Genomic DNA, 20,798 nt, shown 5'->3' with positions numbered 1-20,798 from the left:
ATTAATTATGGAGAAAAGGTAAAATTTAAGGGAATTAGCAGGAGAAGTTGACCAAATAGTAGAAAGATAACTATGATAAAAAACGGGAGAATACATAAAATTAACTCAAATTTGAAGGGAAGGTTCAAATATGAAAGGGAAAATACTAATTGTTGATGATCAATTCGGTATAAGAATCCTTTTGAATGAAGTTTTTCAAAAGGAAGGATATAAAACTTTTCAAGCTGCAAATGGCATTCAAGCGTTAGAAATAGTAGCAAAGGAATTTCCAGACCTAGTGCTACTAGATATGAAAATTCCAGGGATGGATGGCATTGAAATATTAAAACGTATGAAAAAGCTTAATCAGGATATTCGTGTCATTATCATGACAGCTTATGGAGAGCTAGATATGATTCAGGAAGCTAAAGATCTCGGTGCACTAACTCATTTTGCTAAACCGTTTGATATTGATGATCTCAGAGATGCTGTAAAAAAGTACATTAATGAGTAATTACTCGGAAATCATACATATATTCTAAGAAATTATCCTTTATTCCTAAAAAGAATTTCGGTTACGATTTTGAAAAAAATCTGTGATATTTTATACAAGATATTTTCTGCTAGGAAAAACTAATTATTTAGGCTGCGGGGGAAGCGGTAAAACATTATGAAAACAGTCATATACAAAGGCAGAAAACCGCCAATCCGAATAGTGGGGTGGTGGTTTTTCTGTTGAATTTTTCACACTAGAAAATATCTCTATATTTGAAGCGCATTCATTCATCAAATGACAAAACTAAATTGTGACAAAATAGAAAAAAAAGCTTGAAAGATAGCATTTCTTGTTTTATTTTGGTATGATTACAATTGAGTTTAAAAGGAATGATTCGTTTTCGTTTACTTGAGGTATTATATACATATTCAACTTTCCTTTGGGAAATTTAATAAAGATTCTCTTGTAACAAAGAACGATCATTAAATAAGGAGGAAGAAATATGCCTTTAGTTTCAATGAAAGACATGTTAAACAAAGCAAAAGCAGAAGGCTATGCTGTTGGTCAATTTAACTTAAATAATCTTGAGTTCACTCAAGCAATTCTTCAAGCTGCAGAAGAAGAGAAATCTCCAGTAATTCTTGGAGTATCTGAAGGTGCAGCTCGTTACATGGCTGGCTTCAAAACAGTTGTAAAAATGGTTGAAGGTTTAATCGAAGACTATAACATCACTGTTCCAGTTGCTATTCATTTAGATCACGGTTCAAGCTTTGAAAAATGTAAAGAAGCAATTGATGCTGGTTTTACATCTGTAATGATCGATGCTTCACACCATTCATTTGATGAGAACGTTGAAATCACTTCTAAAGTAGTAGAATATGCACATGCTAAAGGTGTTTCTGTTGAAGCAGAACTTGGTACTGTTGGTGGACAAGAAGACGACGTTGTAGCTGAAGGCGTAATTTATGCTGATGCTAACGAATGTGTGGAGCTTGTTAAACGTACTGGTATTGACACATTAGCTCCTGCTTTAGGATCTGTTCATGGTCCTTACAAAGGTGAGCCAAACTTAGGTTTCAAAGAAATGGAAGAAATCGGTAACTTAACTGGTTTACCATTAGTATTACACGGTGGTACTGGTATCCCAACAAAAGATATCACAAAAGCAATTTCTTTAGGAACTGCTAAAATCAACGTTAATACTGAAAACCAAATTGCTTCTGCAAAAGCAGTTCGCGAAACATTAGCTGCTAAACCAGAAGAGTACGATCCACGTAAATACTTAGGACCAGCTCGTGATGCGATTAAAGCAACAGTAATCGGCAAAATCAAAGAATTCGGTTCTTCAAATAGAGCGTAATTGATAAAAATAGAAGGAGGATATCTTTATAGGGACATACCCTTAAGGATATCCTCCTTTTCTATGCCTGAATTTTTCTAGGACAGTGCAAAAGTCTAAAATAAGAAATTAGAGAATACCTCCGTACAAACTGTTAGTTAATATGGTAAAAATTAAGTATTGTAGGATAGAGGCTACTAAAGAAGTATTTGGGAATTAAAAAAACAAAAAGAGGAAAGTGATAAAACTTACTTTCGAGCAATCTCTAACTGATTGAAGTTTTGCTTTATAGGTAATACTAAAAATGTTTGTACTTTATCATTGAATAAGAACAAAAGTTCATACATATATACTTTTCCATTAAGTCTTAATATTTGGTATAATAAGTAACAGTAATTCAAACAAGATTCTACATCCAAGCCTCATCTTGATTAACTTATAGCAGAACTTGTACTTTTGCATTGGCTTAGAAGGGAGCTAGAAATGGAAAAACTTATGATTGCAGGTGGATCTCCATTAAAAGGAACGGTAAGGGTAAGTGGTGCAAAAAATAGTGCTGTTGCACTTATACCAGCAACCATATTAGCTGAATCTCCAGTAATGATTGAGGGATTGCCTGACATTTCAGATGTTCAAATATTGAAAGAAATTATGGAAGAGCTAGGTGGAGCGGTATCTATATCAGCATCTGATATAACAATAGATCCCTCTACCATGATTTCTATGCCTATGCCGAATGGGAAGGTTAAAAAATTGCGTGCCTCTTATTATTTAATGGGAGCAATGTTGGGACGATTCAAAAAGGCAGTTATTGGATTACCTGGTGGATGTCATCTTGGACCAAGACCAATAGACCAGCATATTAAAGGGTTTGAAGCACTTGGTGCACAGGTTACAAATGAACAAGGAGCAATTTATCTTCGGGCAGATGAGTTAAGAGGAGCAAGAATTTATTTAGATGTAGTAAGTGTCGGAGCAACAATTAATATTATGCTTGCAGCAGTTCGAGCAAAAGGGAAGACAATCATTGAAAATGCAGCAAAAGAGCCGGAAATCATTGATGTGGCAACACTTTTAACTAATATGGGAGCGAAAATTAAAGGTGCTGGAACCGATGTGATTCGAATTGAAGGGGTAGAGCATTTGCATGGCTGTCGTCATACGATTATCCCTGATCGGATTGAAGCGGGTACGTATATTATTATTGGTGCAGCAGTTGGAGATGGAGTCCTTGTCGATAACGTAATCCCACAGCACTTAGAGTCTCTAATTGCGAAATTAAGGGAGATGGGAGTTTCGATTGAATCAAGTGATGATCAAGTGTTTGTGAGCTCCAACAGTTCGCTAAAACCAGTAGACATCAAAACACTGGTATACCCAGGTTTCCCAACAGATCTTCAGCAACCATTCACGTCTCTATTAACAAAATCAAATGGTACAAGCATGGTTACAGACACAATCTATGGTGCTAGATTTAAACATATAGATGAACTGCGTCGTATGAATGCCGCGATAAAAGTGGAGGGACGTTCTGCGATTATAAATGGACCTGTTCATTTACAAGGGGCAAAAGTAAAAGCAAGTGATTTGCGTGCAGGAGCTTCATTAGTGATAGCAGGACTTATGGCCGATGGAGTAACGGAAATAACAGGACTAGAGCATATAGACAGAGGGTATAGTCATATTGTAGAAAAGCTTACAGGTTTAGGAGCTACAATCTGGCGCGAAAAAATGACCGAAGAAGAATATGAACAAATAAATAGATAATGCATAATGCATGTTGGCTTAGTTGCATTATTTTATTTGAAAAGGATTTTCCATTCTTGAGTGGAAAAGATGAGCGGGGGATGACCTTCCCCCTGTCATAAACAGGAAAGAAGCAGAAGCCCTTTTACGCAAAAAGATAGAGTGGAAGGTAACAGAGAAGCAGACTTAAAACCCTTTTTGCCCAAAAGATAAAGTTTACCAGAAGAGAATTTTAGTTGAAACAGGTATAATTAATCAATACATTCCGATACTTATAAAAAAGTAATACTCACAATAAAGGATGTCGGGACCATCCTTTTCATTTGCGTTGATGAAAGAATCAATGTCCTTCAAAACGGGAATATTCATTAAGCTTCCTCACGTACCTTCCTTTTCGAGCCATCCTAAAAAAGAAGGATCATAAGAGACTTCATCCATATTTTGCTTCCACTGATGGGTAAACAAGGAGACAGTAAAAAAATTCTTGTTGCACATTTTTCATAGATGGAGGTAAAATAGAGAGTGCTTTTGATAGATTTCTCGAAAGAAGCATTATAAACATGAAGGATAAAATAAAAACTCCTCTTAAGATAAATTTCTATTCGTACAATGGCTTATTCTTCTCTATTAATAAAAACTTAGCCTTTCTCATGAAGCGAGCCTTAAAAAAATGAAAGTGTACGATTTATCGATAGTTGGAGAAGAAGTAGGAATCTTCTTTTCCATCCTTCACATTAATTATTTCTCGCATCAAAATTTCTCTTCACAAAAAGCGTCCGCCTCAAACAGAAGATTAACCTTCCCACATTTCTAAATAAATGGTAGGGATAACTGAAAATACAAAAGAGTGGTGTAAAAATGGGATTAAATATATCTAGTTTAGAAAATATGAAATTAAAAGAGTTGTATGAATTAGCTCGAGAATATAAAGTTGCCTATTACAGTAAGTTGACAAAAAAAGAGCTGATTTTTTCGATCCTAAAAGCAAGAGCAGAGCAAGAGGGTTATTTTTTCATGGAAGGTGTTCTTGAAATTATTCAGTCAGAAGGGTTTGGCTTCCTAAGACCGATTAATTATTCTCCAAGTTCGCAGGATATTTATATATCTGCATCTCAAATTAGAAGATTTGATTTAAGAAATGGGGATAAAGTTTCTGGGAAAGTTCGTCCTCCAAAAGAAAACGAAAGATATTTTGGTTTACTTCAGGTAGAAGCGGTTAATGGAGATGATCCGGAGACAGCGAAAGAAAGAGTTCATTTTCCAGCTCTAACTCCTCTGTATCCAAATCGACAAATACATTTAGAAACAACACAACGAAATGTATCTACTAGAATCATGGATGTATTAGCACCTGTAGGATTTGGGCAACGTGGTCTTATTGTGGCTCCTCCAAAAGCTGGTAAAACAATGTTGATTAAGGAAATAGCAAATAGTATTACGAATAATCATCCGGAAGCAGAACTTATTGTTTTACTAATTGATGAAAGACCGGAAGAAGTTACGGATATTGAAAGATCTGTAAGTGGAGATGTAGTGAGCTCTACTTTTGATGAAGTTCCTGAAAATCATATTAAAGTTGCTGAATTAGTCTTAGAAAGAGCGATGCGTCTCGTGGAGCATAAGCGTGATGTTATTATTTTGATGGATAGTATTACAAGATTAGCCCGCGCTTATAACCTGGTTATTCCTCCAAGTGGAAGAACCTTATCAGGGGGGATAGATCCTGGTGCGTTCCATCGTCCAAAACGATTCTTTGGTGCAGCACGTAATATAGAAGAGGGCGGTTCCTTAACGATATTAGCTACAGCGTTAGTGGATACTGGTTCACGTATGGATGATGTTATTTATGAAGAGTTTAAAGGTACTGGTAATATGGAGCTTCATTTAGACCGTGCATTAGCAGAAAGAAGAATATTCCCAGCTATTGACATTAGACGTTCTGGAACACGTAAAGAAGAATTATTGATTCCGAAAGAACATTTAGACAAGCTATGGGCTATTCGTAAATCAATGTCTGATTCACCAGACTTTGCTGAAAAGTTCCTAAGAAAATTAAGACAAACAAAAAGCAATGAAGACTTCTTTGCTATCCTAGGAGAACAAATGAAAGCTGGCACTGCTAAGCGTTCTTAAGAGCTAAATGATTCAAGGGGTTGGAAATGCTTTAAGTAGTTTTCAATATTTGGTAATTAATGCATTGTTAATAGTGTTGCAAAACAAGAATGTCCTTGTTATAATATACTCAATGTGTTTTTAAAATTACAGTGCTTACGGCATTGTTTTATAACTCTGTTTCGAAAGTTGCAGGGCGGAAGGAGATGAAAAGAAATGAAAGCAGGAATTCATCCAACTTATAACGAAATTACGGTGAAATGTGCTTGTGGTAACGAGTTCATAACTGGTTCTGTTAAAAAAGAAATCAAAGTTGAAACTTGTTCTGAGTGTCATCCGTTCTATACTGGACGTCAAAAATTTGCTGAAGCTGGCGGACGTGTTGATCGCTTCAACAAAAAATACGGCATTAAGTAATATGAAATATCAAGAACAGGCAAGAAGTTACTTTCTCCTTGCCTGTTTTTTATTTTGACCTATACTAGGATATTTAAGAATGAAAGTAAACCTCATAGCTCTTATTCTTAAGTATCTTAATGCATTTTTTGATTATTTTTCTGTTATGAGATGCTGTTAAAAATGATGGTTGAGTCGAATATATTATTTCAATCAGCCTTAATAGCTGTTAAAGTATGTAAGAGAGAATGTTGGTAGTGAAATTATTCTATGTATACTCACATCCTGACGATTAAAATAGAAAAAGCAGAATAGAGTAAGAAAAGTGAGAAGTTGTTTTATACTAGGAAGGAGCGGTTTCATGTATGTAATGAAACATCATGGATGGGTTGAAGTTATTTGTGGAAGTATGTTTTCGGGAAAATCAGAAGAACTCATCCGTCGTGTAAGAAGGGCGAAATTTGCTAAGCAGAAGTTTATAGTGTTTAAACCAAGTATTGATAATCGCTATAGTGATGAATCTGTTGTTTCACATAATGGCACATCGACTAATGCGATTCCTATTAGTAAATCAGCCGACATTTTTGAATATGTGACTTCCGATATAGAGATAGTTGCAATAGATGAAGTACAGTTTTTTGATGATGAAATTATTGGCGTTATTCAGCATTTGGCAAATAGTGGACACCGTGTCATTTGTGCTGGCTTGGATCAAGATTTTAGAGGCGAGCCATTCGGAAAAATGCCAGAATTAATGGCGATTGCAGAATTAGTGACAAAGCTTCAAGCGGTTTGTGCAGTCTGCGGATCTCCTGCAAGCAGAACACAAAGATTGATTAATGGTGCACCGGCTTGCTACGAAGATCCGGTAATATTAGTAGGTGCATCTGAATCGTATGAACCACGATGCCGTCATCATCATGAAGTACCTAGAAATACAGAAAAAGCAAATCAAGATAATACATCAACGGCTTTATAAGAAAAAAGCTCTTGTTAGGAATGGTTTTGTCCTTCTTAGCAGGAGCTTTTTATGTTGGCATGAGTATTTAAGGGAAAAGAGAGAGGTTGACGAACCTAAGTCAATGTCCGAAAGAATGAGGGAGAAAGCCAAAGGAAACAGGAAACAGGGTGAACCGCTCAGAGCCCGCAACTAAGAAAAAGCAAGTCGAGAGGTAACAGAGAGAGTTCCCCATTCCAGCATCATAATTCCTTTCAAAATTAGAACGAAAAAATACAGAACCTATAACCATAACGTGGTACTGTACGGATTTTCTTCTCTGTGCTATGATAAAGATATCTTATAAACTAAAAGGGGGTTTTTTCATTGGGAAGGCGTTATTGCGAATTGGCCAAGTGGCGAAATTAAGTGGGTTGTCAACAAGAACGATTGATTATTATACAAGTAATAAATTGCTTCCTGTAACGCGATCTGATTCCAATTATCGCCTGTATTCGGAAGATGTTCTTCATACATTGGAACGAATCAAACTTTTGAAAAAACAACGGATGTCAATTGAAGAAATTCGAAAAATTATTCAATCAAGAGAAGATCATGAAATAGAGCCAATTATGAATGAGGTACAGAATGAAATTGCATGTTTGCATAAAAAGCTGACATCATTGGAAGAAAGATTGAAAGATGCGCCGCAGGAAGAGAAAAAGAAAGTGTATCACACACTTGAAACAAAATTATTAGACGTAATGAAATTACTGTCTTTACTGTAATTATTCCTGGAGGTGAATCCCTCAAAAGAGGGAAATAATTGGACATAATAACGATAACAAATTTATTTTTACTAGCACTATTATTAGTGCTGACAGCTTTCTTTGTTGGTTCTGAGTTTGCTGTAGTTAAAATTCGAATGTCACGAATAGAGCAGCTAATTGCAGAAGGAAACAAAAAGGCAATTGTCGCGAAGAAGGTAGCTGGTAATTTAGACTATTATCTTTCGGCATGTCAACTAGGTATTACTGTTACAGCACTAGGTCTTGGTGCATTAGGGAAACCAGCAATTGAGAAACTATTATATCCAGTATTTAATTTAATGAATGCTTCTCCATCTGTCGCATCTGTTTCGTCGTATGCAATTGCTTTTGCATTGGTAACTTTTCTGCATGTCGTGGTAGGAGAAATGGCTCCAAAAACACTTGCCATTCAATTTTCCGAGAAATTAACTTTAATGCTAGCACCGCCATTATATTGGTTTGGAAAAGTGATGAAACCCTTTATATGGGCATTAAATGGATCTGCACAAGTAGTGCTTCGTTTAATGGGGATAAAACCTGCTAAGCATGAACAGGCTTATTCGGAAGAAGAATTAAAAATAGTAATGACGCAAAGTTACCAAGGTGGAGAAATCGACCAGACGGAGCTTGCCTATATGGAAAATGTATTCTCCTTCGATGAAAGGGTAGCGAAGGATATTATGGTTCCAAGAACGGAATTTGTTACGCTAAACAAAGATATGTCATACGACGATATCGTAAATATCTTGGATGAGCATAATTATACTCGTTATCCAGTAACAGAAGATGGAGATAAAGACCATATCGTAGGTGTCGTTAATGTGAAGAAGATGCTGACACAAATGGCTTGGGGAAGAAATCGCGAATTAAAAGAATTTGTCCGTGATCTTCCGGTTGTATTGGAAGTAACAAGCTTGCAGGATGCCCTTCTAAAAATGCAGCAAGAAAGAGTGCATATGCTGTTAGTTATCGATGAATATGGTGGTACGTCTGGTATACTGACGATGGAAGATATATTAGAAGAACTTGTTGGTGAAATCCGTGATGAGTTTGATGCAGATGAAGTAGCGGATATCCGGGAGTCGGGAAATAAATATTTCATTAACGGCCGTGTATTGCTAGATGAATTAGAAGAACGTTTTGGGATACCATTTGAAGAAAGCGAAGAGCTTGATACAATAGCAGGCTGGATTCAATATAAGCTATTGGATACTGCTCAGATTGGAGATCAAGTAGAGCAGGGTGACCGTTTATGGATGGTAACAGATATGGACAATTACCAAATTAAAGAGGTATGTCTTACTCAAAACGTGGTGAAAAACTAGCTAGGATGAAAAACTGCTTTATCTATAATCATGGAGGTGAATCCCTCAAGGCTAGAGGGAAATAATTGGACAGTATTATTCTATTAAATTTGTTTTTAGTAGCAGTGTTTATTTTATTGACAGCATTTTTTGTAGGTGCTGAATTTGCTATATTAAAAGTAAGAATGTCAAGACTTGATCAGTTAATTGCAGAAGGTAATAAAAAGGCGGTCATAGCAAAGAAAGTAGCGCATGATTTGGATTATTATTTATCTGCCTGTCAGCTGGGCATAACAATTACCGCATTGGTTTTAGGAGCATTAGGAGAACCAACTGTGGAAAAGATGCTTCATCCTTTGTTTGAAAGGTTCGATGTACCAGGTGCTTTATCAACTGTGCTTTCTTATGCGATAGCTTTATCAGTTGTTTCCTTTTTGCATGTAGTAATTGGAGAGTTGGCGCCAAAGACATTAGCAATCCAATATGCGGAAAAAATGACGTTAATGCTAGCTCCTGGATTATATTGGTTTGGAAGAATTACGAAGCCGGTTATCCACGCATTGAATGGCTCATCGCGAGCAATACTTGGATGGTTTGGTATAAAACCGATAGGGCATGAAACAGCTCACTCAGAAGAGGAATTAAAGCTCATTGTTAACCAAAGCTATGAAAGTGGCGAAATCAATCAAACAGAATTAGCGTATTTAAAGAATATTTTTGCTTTTGATAATCGAATTCTGAAAGAAATTATGATTCCAAGAGAGCAAATTGTAAATGTAGAATTAGAAATGTCCTTTGAAGAGATTTTGACTGTTTTGGATAAACATGAATATACCAGATATCCTGTTACAAAGGATCAAACAAAGCTGGTAGGCTATGTAAATACTAAAGAGATGCTAACAAATGTAGTTGCTGGAAGAGAAACAAAAATGGAAGAGTTTATTCATGAGATGCCTATTTTTCTCCAAACAGCACCTATCAAAAGCGCTCTTCTTAAAATGCAGCAGGAAAGAGTGCATATGGGATTAGTAAAGAATGAAAGAGGCGTAATTGTCGGTCTAGTCACAATGGAAGATATACTAGAAGAAATTGTTGGCGAGATACGTGATGAGTTTGTTGTAGGGGAAAAGTTACTGAATTAATTCGCTTAACCAATTTACTAGTTTCATAGAAACATCATACTAGCAAAGACTCCGATAATCACTTATTATCTCTTGGAACATTAGGCTTTCTATTGAGTGAAATAAGCAGAAATTATCGGAGCTTTTTTTAAAATAGTTTGTTTTTTGTAATAGATATTGGAGCTAGAACAGTGTTAATCCACTGGCTTTACTTTTAAATGCAAAGCCTTTTGAACGGGCGTCTGTTCAAAGGACAACGCTTGTTTCAGCGTGCTATATGTAGGGACATTCCCTAAACTAATTCCTAAGGTAGTAATCATTTGTGCCGTATCAGGACTAAGTCCAGAAATAGTCGCCTCAATGCCAATGAAAGAGAGTATTTTTGTTAGTTTCATTAGCTCATGCAAAACCATTGTATCGATAGAAGAAATGCCAGATAAATCAATGAATAAATGATTAATCCCTTCCTCTTTACATTTAACAGGGACCGTCTCTAAAATTAATTTTGCTCGTAAGCTATCGATGTCTCCGACTAATGGGAGAACTCCAATTGATTCTGTAATCGGAATAACAGGGACACTTAATTGCTGTATTAATTCCTGTTGGCAATGAAGCTTTTCATTTGTAAAAGCATGATACATCGTTGTGAATTGATTTGTTAGTCTATCAAAAGTAAAGTGGAATTTTGAACTCCATTGTAAAATTAATGCTGTCGGTACATTTTTTTGTTCAAGAATAAACTGTTCGATGGAATCCCAAATGACTTGTCTTGTAACACTTAATGCCAGTAATACTTCATGAACTGGTGTTCCTAATTCTACTCTACTTTTTGCTACCGTATTTGCCCACTGCTCTAGATTTTCAGCAAAAATGCTCTCATCTTCTAGAAAAGCGCTAATAACAGTTTGAATCGTATACGTATGCTGTTTTGTTAACAGCTTCGCAACAGATGGGGAAGTATTCTTAGAATAAATAGACCCTACTTCCCCATCTTTAATGGCAAACCAATTCTTTGTTATGGTTGGAGCCTGCTCCATCACATATTCATAAATGGATTGATTGGTCAGGGACATACTGTCATATCCTCTCTTTCTAGTGTTATATCTATTATAATAGATAAAGGGAAAATTGACTCTGGAATTCTTGCGGCTATTCGACAAATAATAGCATTTAGTTTGAGAAGAAGAATGTTCTCGAAGATTATTTTCGTAGATTTTAATGCCTTTTGAATATGTAGGGAAGTTGTGTTTTCCAGAGTTGGTTGGAACGGAGGACAGCTGACTCCTGCGGGAAGTGAGAGGAGTCGTCCATCCATCCCTGCGGAAAGCAATGGGCTTCATGAGAAGTGAAAATAAGCCATAAATGCCATTTTTCATAAGAATTGGTTTTGACGGAGAAAATAGCCTATAATATAATGAATACGTTATGGATAAAAACGAGGTGAATAGTGTGTTTGATCGTCTTCAAGCTGTAGAGGATCGTTATGAAAAGCTTAATGAATTATTAAGTGATCCTGAAATTGTGAATGATACAAAAAAACTGCGTGACTATTCGAAAGAGCAATCGGATATTCAAGAAACAGTAGAAGTTTATCGTGAATATAAAGAAGTGAAAGAACAGCATCTAGAAGCAAAAATGATGCTGGAAGAAAAGCTAGATTCAGAAATGCGCGAAATGGTGAAGGAAGAGCTAGATGAAACTGCCACGCGTATTGAAGAATTAGAAGCACGTTTGAAAATTTTGTTAATCCCTAAAGATCCGAATGATGATAAAAACGTTATTATGGAAGTAAGGGGAGCTGCTGGCGGAGATGAGGCTGCTTTATTTGCAGGGGATCTCTTCCGTATGTATAGCCGTTTTGCTGAGGCGCAAGGGTGGAAAATGGAAGTCATTGATGCAAGTTCAACTGGTGTTGGTGGCTACAAAGAAATCATTTTTATGATTAATGGAAAAGGTGCATACAGCAAATTGAAATTTGAAAATGGTGCCCACCGTGTACAACGTGTCCCAGAAACAGAGTCTGGCGGTCGTATTCATACATCTACTGCAACAGTAGCATGCTTGCCTGAAGCAGAAGAAGTAGAGATTGAAATCCACGAAAAAGATATTCGTGTTGACACATTTGCATCTAGCGGACCTGGAGGACAGAGTGTTAATACAACGATGTCTGCAGTCCGTTTAACGCATCTTCCAACAGGCACTGTTGTTTCCTGTCAAGATGAAAAATCACAGATTAAAAATAAAGAAAAAGCAATGAAAGTATTACGAGCTCGTGTTTATGATAAATTCCAGCAAGAAGCACAAGCGGAATATGATCAACAACGTAAATCAGCAGTGGGAACAGGGGATCGTTCAGAACGAATTCGTACGTATAACTTCCCGCAAAACCGTGTAACAGACCACCGTATTGGATTGACTATTCAAAAGCTAGATCAAATTCTTCAAGGTAAAATGGACGATATTATCGATGCGCTTATTTTTGAAGAACAATCTAGTCGTTTGGAAAGTGCTTCCGATGTGTAAAGTATTCGAAGCCCTAAAATGGGCTTCTTCTTATTTAAAGGAACACGGCAGGGAAGAATACGCTGCAGAAATATTACTAAGGCATGCTTTACAAGTGAGTAGATCGGAAATGCTCGTAAAATTCCGAGAAGATATGGAAGAAGAGCAAATGGAAAGCTTTAAAAAGCTGATCTACTTACATGCCCAAGGACAGCCTGTTCAATATATTATTGGACAGGAAGAATTTTATGGCAGAGCCTTTGCGGTAAATAAGGAAGTGCTTATTCCTAGACCTGAAACAGAGGAGCTTGTTCAATCTGCTCTTGCGCGAATAGATAGGCTGTTTGGGAAAAATGCGCCTTTAAAGCTAGTGGATGTGGGAACAGGAAGCGGTGCGATTGCAGTAACGATGAAGCTTGAAAATCCTTCGTTGCATGTAATAGCTACAGATCTTTATGAAGTATCGTTAGCTGTAGCAAAGCGAAATGCTGAGAATTTAGGTGCAGAGGCTATAGAATTCATACAGGGCGATCTGCTGCAGCCATTTATTGCACAGGGTAAAATGGTTGATATTGTCCTCTCCAATCCTCCATATATCCCAGAAGGAGATATCGTGACAATGTCTGACGTTGTTACCGAGCATGAACCGCATAGAGCGCTGTTTGCAGGAGAAGATGGTCTTGTTCTGTATAAAAGACTCTGTGAAGAATTACCTCATGTTCTAAAGGAAAAAGCGGTTATTGGATTTGAGGTAGGCGCAGGACAAAGCAACTCAGTAGCACAGCTGTTACAAGCAGCATATCCTCAAGCAAAAGTAGAAGTACAATTTGATATTAATGGAAAAGATCGAATGGTATTTGCAGAAGTTGGATTTTGATTTATTTAAATTCTGCTTATCCGCCGCCCTTAAGCGAAGGGTTTGAAGACATATTCCATACACTTGTTAAGGTGTGTGGAATATGTCTTTTTTGTTTAGTTGTGGAAGTCGCAAGTGAAGATGCTGAAGTTGCCAGTAAAAGTGTGGAAGTCGCAAGTAAAGGCGCCAAACCTGCAAATAAAAGGATGAAAGTCGCAAGTAAAGAAGCCGAACCTGCAAGTAAAAATATGAATCGCAAGTAAAGGCACCAAACCTGCAAATAAAAGGATGAAAGTCGCAAGTAAAAGTGCCAAACCCGCAAATAAAAGGATGAAAGTCGCAAGCAAAGATGCCGAACCTGCAAGTAAAAGGATGAATCGCAAGTAAAGATGCCGAACCTGCAAGTAAAAGGATGAAAGTCGCAAGTAAAAGTGCCAAACCCGCAAATAAAAGGATGGAAGTCGCAAGCAAAGAAGCCAAACCTGCAAGTAAAAATATGAATCGCAAGTAAAGGCGCCAAACCTGCAAATAAAAGGATGAAAGTCGCAAGTAAAGGCGCCAAACCCGCAAATAAAAGGATGAAAGTCGCAAGCAAAGAAGCCGAACCTGCAAGTAAAAGGATGAATCGCAAGCAAAGAAGCCAAAACCACAAGTAAAATCCACCATATCTGCCTGGAGCAGATTACCCTACAAAAACAGCTCAGAAAAAATAAATTTTACTAGTTTAAGATTCTATTAATCTGTCCACACTGTGTTAGTGAAGGGGCGGTGCTAAAGATGAAAAACAAACCGATGGCAACTATTTATTTATTTGTACTTATTCTAACAACTATTATGAGTTTATATATTCCAAAAACTGAAGTGGCAGCAAACAATGAGGTAATCATTCCGAATGATGCGATTCGTCTTAGAATCTTAGCTAATAGTGATTTAGAAGCAGATCAGGCATTAAAAAGAAAAGTAAGAGATGCTGTAAATGAAGAAATTACAAACTGGGTTTCTGAATTGACTTCCAAGGAAGCAGCAAAAGACGTACTAAAGGCAAAGTTACCAGAGATTCAGCGGATTGCGGAAAGAGTAGTAGAGGAAGAAAAAGCAAACCAAGCAGTGAATGTTACGTTTGATAAAGTAGATTTTCCAACTAAGCTATATGGTGAGTTCTTATATCCAGCAGGTCAATATGATGCGATTCTTATTACTTTAGGGGAAGGGGAAGGTGCCAATTGGTGGTGTGTCCTTTTCCCGCCATTATGCTTCTTAGATTTTTCTAACGGAGTAGCAGTAAGTGATGGATTTGAGGAAGAGGCGAAAGGGGAAAAAGCAGATAAAGAAAAAGCTGCCAAAGCAGACACAGTAGAAGACAAGAACGTAGAAAAGGAAAAACCAGCAAAGGTAGAAAAGAAAGAAGACAAGAAAGTCGAAAAGAAAGGGAAAGAAGATCCTGTATTCGTTAAAGAGGAAGAAGAGAAAGTAAAAGTGAAATTTTTCCTAGTAGAGTTATGGGATAAGATTTTTGGATAATAGGCAATGGTTAGGAAAGATGCTCGTTAGAGAGCATCTTTATTTGTTTTGCACTTAAAATACTGCCCCAAACAAAAAAAGTTAAGGAAATTTACCTAATTTATCTTAAACCATTGACATTTTTCAGATAGTTAAGTATTTTGTATATAAACACAAAAGTTTCCTTAGGGAAACAAATTGTCCATCGGTTATGATTTTTGTGATGATGAAAGGAGGAATAACAATGTGGAAAGTTGTATTAACAGGATTACTAATGACGTTCGTTTTTTTAACAGGGTGTTCAGCTGAATCAACAGGATCAAAGGAAGACGGTAAGCTTACGATTGTTACTACGATTGCACAAATTGCAGAACCAATGTCGGTAATTGGCGGCGATAAAGTAGAGGTGAAAAGCCTAATGGGACCTGGTGTTGATCCTCATTTATATACAGCTACACAAGGAGATATCCAGAAAATGGAGGATGCTGACATCATCTTTTATAGTGGATTACATCTAGAGGCGAATATGGTTAAGGTATTTGCAGAAATTGGAAAAACAAGGCCGGTTCTTGCTATTGGAGAAGTTAACCCAGAGGAAAAGCTTTTAAAGGATGAGGAAGGTGCAATTGATCCCCATATTTGGTTCGATATTGATTTATGGAAGGAATCACTTGATGCAGCAACAAGCGAGTTAAAGAAAGCTTTACCAGATGATAGCGATTATTTTGAAAAAAATAAGCAAGCGTATTTTAAAAAATTGGATACATTGAAGGAAGAAGCAAAAGCGCAGTTGGAAACATTGCCATCAGATAAACGCGTATTAGTTACAGCCCATGACGCATTTGGTTATTTTGGAAGAATGCTAGATATCGAGGTTGTTGGTCTACAAGGTCTTAGCACGGAAGCGGAAATTGGATTATCGGATATAGAGGAGACTATTCAATTACTAGTGGAGCATCAAGTTCCTGCTGTTTTTATCGAAAGTAGCATTAACCCTGCTTCCATAAATGCAGTGATTGAAGGTGGGAAAAAAGAGGGGCTCGATATAGAGCTTGGTGGAGAATTATTCTCAGATGCTATGGGGGATGCAGATTCAAAAGAAGGAACGTATATAGGGATGTATGAACATAATGTTTCAACTATTTATCAAGCATTGAGCAGAGGAGTGGAGTAATATGGAGACGATTCTTACTGTAGAGAATGTTTCAGCTGCCTATCGAAAAAATGAGGTGTTATCCAATGTGAATTTTCAAATTAAGCCGGGAACGCTAACGAGTATTGTTGGCCCAAATGGTGCTGGGAAATCTACATTATTAAAAGTGATGTTGGAACTCCATCCAGCTATTACTGGTAAGGTTCGTTTTTTTGGCGAAAACTATAAAATAGCAAAATCAAAGATCGGCTATGTTCCTCAGCGCGGCTCTGTAGACTGGGATTTTCCGACAAATGCCCTAGATGTTGTAACGATGGGGCAATATGGAAAAATCGGCTGGTTAAAGTGGCCGCAGAAAGAACATAAGCAAAAAGCAATGGCGGCGTTAAAAGAAATGAAGATGGAAGACTTTGCAAAACGGCAAATTAGCCAATTATCAGGTGGGCAACAGCAGCGGGTATTTCTCGCTCGAGCTCTTGCCCAAGATGCGGATCTTTATTTCTTAGACGAACCATTGGCGGGTGTCGATGCAACGACAGAAAAAGCAATCATGGAGACGTTAAAGATGCTAAAGGAGAGCGGGAAAACAGTGATGGTTGTTCATCATGATCTGCAAACCGTCGAAGAGTATTTTGATCATGTTCTCCTATTAAATAAAACGGTAATAGCACATGGACCAACCCATTTAACTTTTACGAAAGAAAATATTAGGAAAGCGTATGGTGGTACTTTGCATTGGATGGGAGAGAAGCGATAATGTTTAGTTTTCTTTCTTATAATGCCCAATCGGTTTTATTTAGTACGTTCTTATTAGGAATGGCCGCTGGTGTTATTGGCAGCTTCGCTTATTGGAAAAGACAAAGCTTAATGAGTGACGCTCTTTCTCATGCAGCATTACCAGGAGTAGTACTTGGTTTTATGATAATAGGAGAAAAAAATCTTTTTGTGATGATTATGGGAGCAGCAGTTACTGCGTTATTAGGTGCTTTTTTCATTCAGTGGATAAGAAGCTCCAGTCGAGTGAAGGAAGATGCGGCAATGGGAATTGTTTTATCCGTCTTTTTTGGCTTAGGGATTATGCTGCTAACATTTGCTAATCGGATGCCAGGCGGTAATCAAAGTGGTTTAGACAGTTTTATATTTGGGCAAGCAGCTTCCATGGTATCCAAGGATGTTTGGACAATGATGACAGTGGCTCTTATTGTGCTTTTCATAACGGTTCTCCTGTTCAAAGAATGGAAAATCTTTTTGTTTGATCCTAGCTTTGCTAAAGGCTTAGGCATATCGATTACTAAGATGAATGCACTATATATGGCGATCCTTGTATTAGTCATTGTTGTTGGGATTCAAGCAGTTGGTGTTATATTAATGGCCGCCTTATTAATAATCCCGAGTGTTAGTGCAAGATATTGGACGGAATCGTTTAAAGTGATGGTGATTCTATCCGCTTTGTTTGGTGGGAGTTCGGGAATGATTGGGACATTGCTTAGTACAATCGGCAAAGGATGGCCGACCGGACCCTTCATTGTGGTAACAGCTTCTTCTGTTTTCCTCGTATCATTATTTTTAGGAAGTAAGAAGGGATTGGCAGTTGTATTTTTTCAGCAAAAAAGACAGAGTAAGAGCATGGCACTATTAGAAATGACGAAGGAGGTAGAACAATAATGAGCTATACAGGTTGGATATTGTTAACTGCCTCATTAGTTGGATTAAGCTGTGGTCTAATTGGTGTCCTATTAATTTTAAGAAGGATGGCGATGATGGCAGATGCCATAAGCCATACCGTGCTTTTGGGGATTGTATGTGCCTATTTAATTACTAGAGAATTAACAGGAATCCATATGTTAATTGGAGCGGTTATTACCGGCTTGGTTACTGCAATTGTTATTCAATGGCTTCATACACGAGGAGTACAGCAGGAGGCTTCTATCGGGATAGTCTTTACGACATTATTTGCGATAGGGGTCATTCTAATTGCAACCAAAGTGGGAAATGCTCATTTAGATGTGAAGCATACTTTGATGGGAGAAATTACTTTTATCCCATGGGAGAGAATAGAAATTCCCCTCCTTGGAAGTATACCAGAAGCAGTTGTATTACTAAGCATTGTTTTGCTAGTTGTTGTCGTTGTTATAATAGCTTTCTATAAAGAATGGAAAATAACATCTTTTGACCCTGCACTTGCTGCAAGTCTGGGTATTCCTGTTATCTTTATGCACTATCTGTTTATGTCTTTAGTGTCATTAACAACTGTTGCTGCATTTGATGCGGTTGGAGCAATTATGGTAGTAGCTATGCTGATTACTCCTGCCGCAGCCGCCTATTTATGGACAGATCGCTTATCCTTTCTATTTTTATTAAGCAGTGGCTTTGGGATTCTGTCCGCATTTATTGGCTATTATATGGCGGTATGGTTAGATACCTCCATCTCAGGGGCAATGGCCTTTTCCACAGGAATCATTTTTATGATCAGTTTTCTTTGCTCCCCAAAATATGGAGTTTTAGCAAGGCGTTTTATAGGTAGAAAAAAGACGGCGAACATATAATATTAGTTAAAGAGATTGTCTTAGAAGTACTCTCTTAAAAGTGAGGCTGGGACAAAACTAAATAGCCAATCTGTAAAGACGAACAATCCTTAATTTAGCTCTTAAATAAAGGCTACTTTTCCATGCTAGTTATTTATGATTTTAAATATAGTCAGTGTAAAAACTAATTCATTTTTAAAGATTGTTTTTCTATAAACAATTATGGAAATAGAAAAAATTAATTAATTGGAAAGACGGAGCAGCCTAAATACACGTAGACTATGGGAGCTGCGAGAAAGTCCGAGACCCTGCAGGAACTTAAGTGACGAAGCGGCTCGGCGCTCGCCCCATGGAAATCGAAGTGTATTCAAGCTGCGGATAATAACACCATCTTTACTGAAACAGCCTTTTATAAACCGAAATAAACCCGAACAATCATATGGATCGTATGGTTGTTCGGGTTTTTTTATGGCTGGAATACTTATATCCCAACCTCTTCTTTTGAGAAGCGTACTTTTAGGATAATCTTTTTTTGATTGGACGGAATAAGGAGATTTATAGTTGGAAAGGGTATTTCAAAGAAATTGTTAGTTTGGAGAGGTGTATGTGCTAGTTCAGTGAAAAGGGAGTAATATGCATCCAAAACAGATGTTTACTAAATTTAAAAGCTATTTTTTATTAAAGTCTCTTTTGTAAAGTTAGTACTTTTATAAATAAATGAAGTTCAATATTCTGAGTTGGTTGGAGCGTAGGGGAATTGACTCCTGCGGGAAGTGAGGGGAAGCGGGAGACCCCACAGGCGAAGGAGGCTTCCATTCCTCCCTGCGCGAAGCAATTACCCGAAGCGGAAATCAACGGGTTTTATTAATAGAGATAGAAATATTTTCGTTGGTTATGCGCTTCCAGTATTTTATTTAATCAAATAATAAAAATTTATCAGAAAATTATAGATTTTCCAGGAAGTCCTATTGTATAATCAAAGCATAAATTAAACATAAATGTACAGTGAATACATTTTAAACAAAAGTGTTCAAAAGGGGAGCATGATAATGGAAGTTGCATGGAGAAATATGTTTCAGTCATTAGCAAAGAATAAATCCGCAAATAAACTAGCTCGCAAATATGGCTTACGCTTTGGAGCCAAACGATTCGTTTCGGGTGAATCCATTGCAGAAGCAATTTCGAAAGTCGCAGAATTAAACAAATCCGGCCGAGTAGTTACACTTGATCATTTGGGAGAATTCGTCTACACGAAAGAAGAAGCAAATGAATCAACCATCATGTCTTTAAAAACATTAGATGAAATTCATGCATCAGGGGTTCAATCGCATTTATCGGTGAAAATGACATCACTTGGATTAGATATTGATAAAGACTTATGTTTGAACAATATGCGGAAAATTGTTTCCCGAGCTAACCAATACGGAAATTTTGTTCGTATCGACATGGAAGACTATGTTCATTGTCAAATAACAATCGATATCTATGAAGAGCTCCGTCAAGAATTTGATAATGTTGGTTTAGTCATTCAGGCTTATTTGTATCGAACAGAAGAAGATATGAAACATTTGAATGAATTAAATGCAAATTTACGTCTTGTAAAAGGGGCTTATAAAGAGTCGCCAGATGTAGCATTTCCAGAGAAAAAAGACGTAGATGAAAATTATAAAAAAATCATTGAAATGCATATGCTGAATAGAAATTATACAGCAGTTGCCAGCCATGATGAAAAAATTATTCAATTCACAAAAGAGCTTGCTAATAAGCATGGAATAGGTAAAGACAAGTTTGAATTCCAAATGCTGTATGGCATATGTGAGGATTTGCAAAATAAGCTAGTGAAAGAAGGCTACAAAGTAAGAGTATATGTTCCATACGGAAAAGATTGGTTCGGCTATTTTATGAGAAGATTAGCAGAAAGACCAGCAAATGTATGGTTTATTCTTAAAAATTTGTTTAAATAAGCAAAGCTGTATAAGAGCTCCCCTTTTATTTTTAAATGTTAATAGATTTAGAGAATGAT

At 37.0% G+C, this 20,798-nt stretch carries 19 protein-coding genes; 18 read left to right on the top strand and 1 reads right to left on the bottom strand.

Going from position 1 to position 20,798, the window contains the following annotated elements; translation table 11 throughout:
• The first annotated feature begins 130 nt into the window (after positions 1–130).
• The 9 genes from AB3U99_RS22650 to AB3U99_RS22610 all read left to right on the top strand — a co-directional run bounded on the left by AB3U99_RS22650 (position 131) and on the right by AB3U99_RS22610 (position 10,260).
• Positions 131–493: a response regulator gene (locus AB3U99_RS22650; protein ID WP_400244079.1), complete on the top strand. Its 363-nt coding sequence runs from the start codon at positions 131–133 to the stop codon at positions 491–493.
• 484 nt (positions 494–977) lie between these two features.
• A complete protein-coding gene (locus tag AB3U99_RS22645; protein WP_341194810.1) occupies positions 978–1,835 on the top strand; it encodes a class II fructose-bisphosphate aldolase in 858 nt (285 codons plus the stop codon).
• Between the two features lie 462 nt (positions 1,836–2,297).
• Positions 2,298–3,581, top strand: a complete 1,284-nt coding sequence (locus AB3U99_RS22640) for a UDP-N-acetylglucosamine 1-carboxyvinyltransferase (protein WP_400244076.1) — start codon at positions 2,298–2,300, stop codon at positions 3,579–3,581.
• 837 nt (positions 3,582–4,418) lie between these two features.
• Entirely contained in the window at positions 4,419–5,693 is a 1,275-nt protein-coding gene (gene rho / locus AB3U99_RS22635; protein ID WP_031538949.1) for a transcription termination factor Rho, read from the top strand.
• A gap of 195 nt (positions 5,694–5,888) precedes the next feature.
• Positions 5,889–6,089 carry a 50S ribosomal protein L31 gene (gene rpmE, locus AB3U99_RS22630; protein WP_400244074.1) on the top strand — a complete coding sequence of 67 codons (201 nt, stop codon included), beginning with the start codon at positions 5,889–5,891 and terminating at the stop codon, positions 6,087–6,089.
• A 340-nt stretch (positions 6,090–6,429) separates the two neighbouring features.
• Entirely contained in the window at positions 6,430–7,047 is a 618-nt protein-coding gene (locus AB3U99_RS22625; protein ID WP_400244071.1) for a thymidine kinase, read from the top strand.
• 359 nt (positions 7,048–7,406) lie between these two features.
• The gene (locus AB3U99_RS22620) at positions 7,407–7,793 is read left to right on the top strand and encodes a MerR family transcriptional regulator (RefSeq protein WP_400244069.1); all 387 of its coding nucleotides are present in this window, start codon (positions 7,407–7,409) and stop codon (positions 7,791–7,793) included.
• Positions 7,794–7,831: 38 nt separating this feature from the next.
• Entirely contained in the window at positions 7,832–9,139 is a 1,308-nt protein-coding gene (locus AB3U99_RS22615; RefSeq protein WP_400244067.1) for a hemolysin family protein, read from the top strand.
• Positions 9,140–9,204: 65 nt separating this feature from the next.
• Entirely contained in the window at positions 9,205–10,260 is a 1,056-nt protein-coding gene (locus AB3U99_RS22610) for a hemolysin family protein (RefSeq protein ID WP_400244066.1), read from the top strand.
• Positions 10,261–10,433: 173 nt separating this feature from the next.
• Here the strand turns inward: AB3U99_RS22610 and AB3U99_RS22605 are convergent, their stop codons facing one another.
• Positions 10,434–11,312, bottom strand: coding sequence for an STAS domain-containing protein (locus AB3U99_RS22605; protein WP_400244064.1), 879 nt, complete (start codon positions 11,310–11,312; stop codon positions 10,434–10,436).
• Positions 11,313–11,688: 376 nt separating this feature from the next.
• Here AB3U99_RS22605 and prfA point away from each other — a divergent pair, with 376 nt between their 5' ends.
• From prfA to AB3U99_RS22560, 9 genes are all read left to right on the top strand, one after another.
• Complete coding sequence (gene prfA / locus AB3U99_RS22600) at positions 11,689–12,762, top strand: peptide chain release factor 1 (protein ID WP_400244062.1); 1,074 nt, start codon at positions 11,689–11,691, stop codon at positions 12,760–12,762.
• The gene (gene prmC / locus AB3U99_RS22595; RefSeq protein WP_400244060.1) at positions 12,755–13,618 is read left to right on the top strand and encodes a peptide chain release factor N(5)-glutamine methyltransferase; all 864 of its coding nucleotides are present in this window, start codon (positions 12,755–12,757) and stop codon (positions 13,616–13,618) included. Before prfA ends, prmC begins: the two co-directional genes overlap by 8 nt.
• Positions 13,615–13,860, top strand: coding sequence for a hypothetical protein (locus tag AB3U99_RS22590; protein WP_400244058.1), 246 nt, complete (start codon positions 13,615–13,617; stop codon positions 13,858–13,860). The genes prmC and AB3U99_RS22590 overlap by 4 nt, the downstream gene beginning before the upstream one ends.
• Positions 13,861–14,374: 514 nt before the next feature.
• Positions 14,375–15,118 (top strand): stage II sporulation protein R, encoded by a 744-nt coding sequence (gene spoIIR / locus AB3U99_RS22585; protein ID WP_400244056.1) that lies wholly within the window; start codon positions 14,375–14,377, stop codon positions 15,116–15,118.
• Between the two features lie 223 nt (positions 15,119–15,341).
• Positions 15,342–16,271 (top strand): metal ABC transporter solute-binding protein, Zn/Mn family, encoded by a 930-nt coding sequence (locus tag AB3U99_RS22580; protein ID WP_400244054.1) that lies wholly within the window; start codon positions 15,342–15,344, stop codon positions 16,269–16,271.
• Between the two features lies 1 nt (position 16,272).
• Positions 16,273–17,007, top strand: a complete 735-nt coding sequence (locus AB3U99_RS22575; RefSeq protein WP_400244052.1) for a metal ABC transporter ATP-binding protein — start codon at positions 16,273–16,275, stop codon at positions 17,005–17,007.
• Positions 17,007–17,915 (top strand): metal ABC transporter permease, encoded by a 909-nt coding sequence (locus AB3U99_RS22570; RefSeq protein ID WP_400244050.1) that lies wholly within the window; start codon positions 17,007–17,009, stop codon positions 17,913–17,915. The genes AB3U99_RS22575 and AB3U99_RS22570 overlap by 1 nt, the downstream gene beginning before the upstream one ends.
• Positions 17,915–18,796 carry a metal ABC transporter permease gene (locus AB3U99_RS22565; RefSeq protein ID WP_400244048.1) on the top strand — a complete coding sequence of 294 codons (882 nt, stop codon included), beginning with the start codon at positions 17,915–17,917 and terminating at the stop codon, positions 18,794–18,796. The genes AB3U99_RS22570 and AB3U99_RS22565 overlap by 1 nt, the downstream gene beginning before the upstream one ends.
• A 1,028-nt stretch (positions 18,797–19,824) precedes the next feature.
• Positions 19,825–20,739, top strand: a complete 915-nt coding sequence (locus AB3U99_RS22560) for a proline dehydrogenase family protein (RefSeq protein ID WP_400244046.1) — start codon at positions 19,825–19,827, stop codon at positions 20,737–20,739.
• Positions 20,740–20,798: the final 59 nt, after the last annotated feature.

The sequence above is a fragment of the Niallia tiangongensis genome (genome assembly GCF_044704065.1).
In the GTDB taxonomy this organism is placed as follows: domain Bacteria; phylum Bacillota; class Bacilli; order Bacillales; family Cytobacillaceae; genus Niallia; species Niallia tiangongensis.
This window is presented reverse-complemented; position numbering and strand designations above follow the sequence as displayed.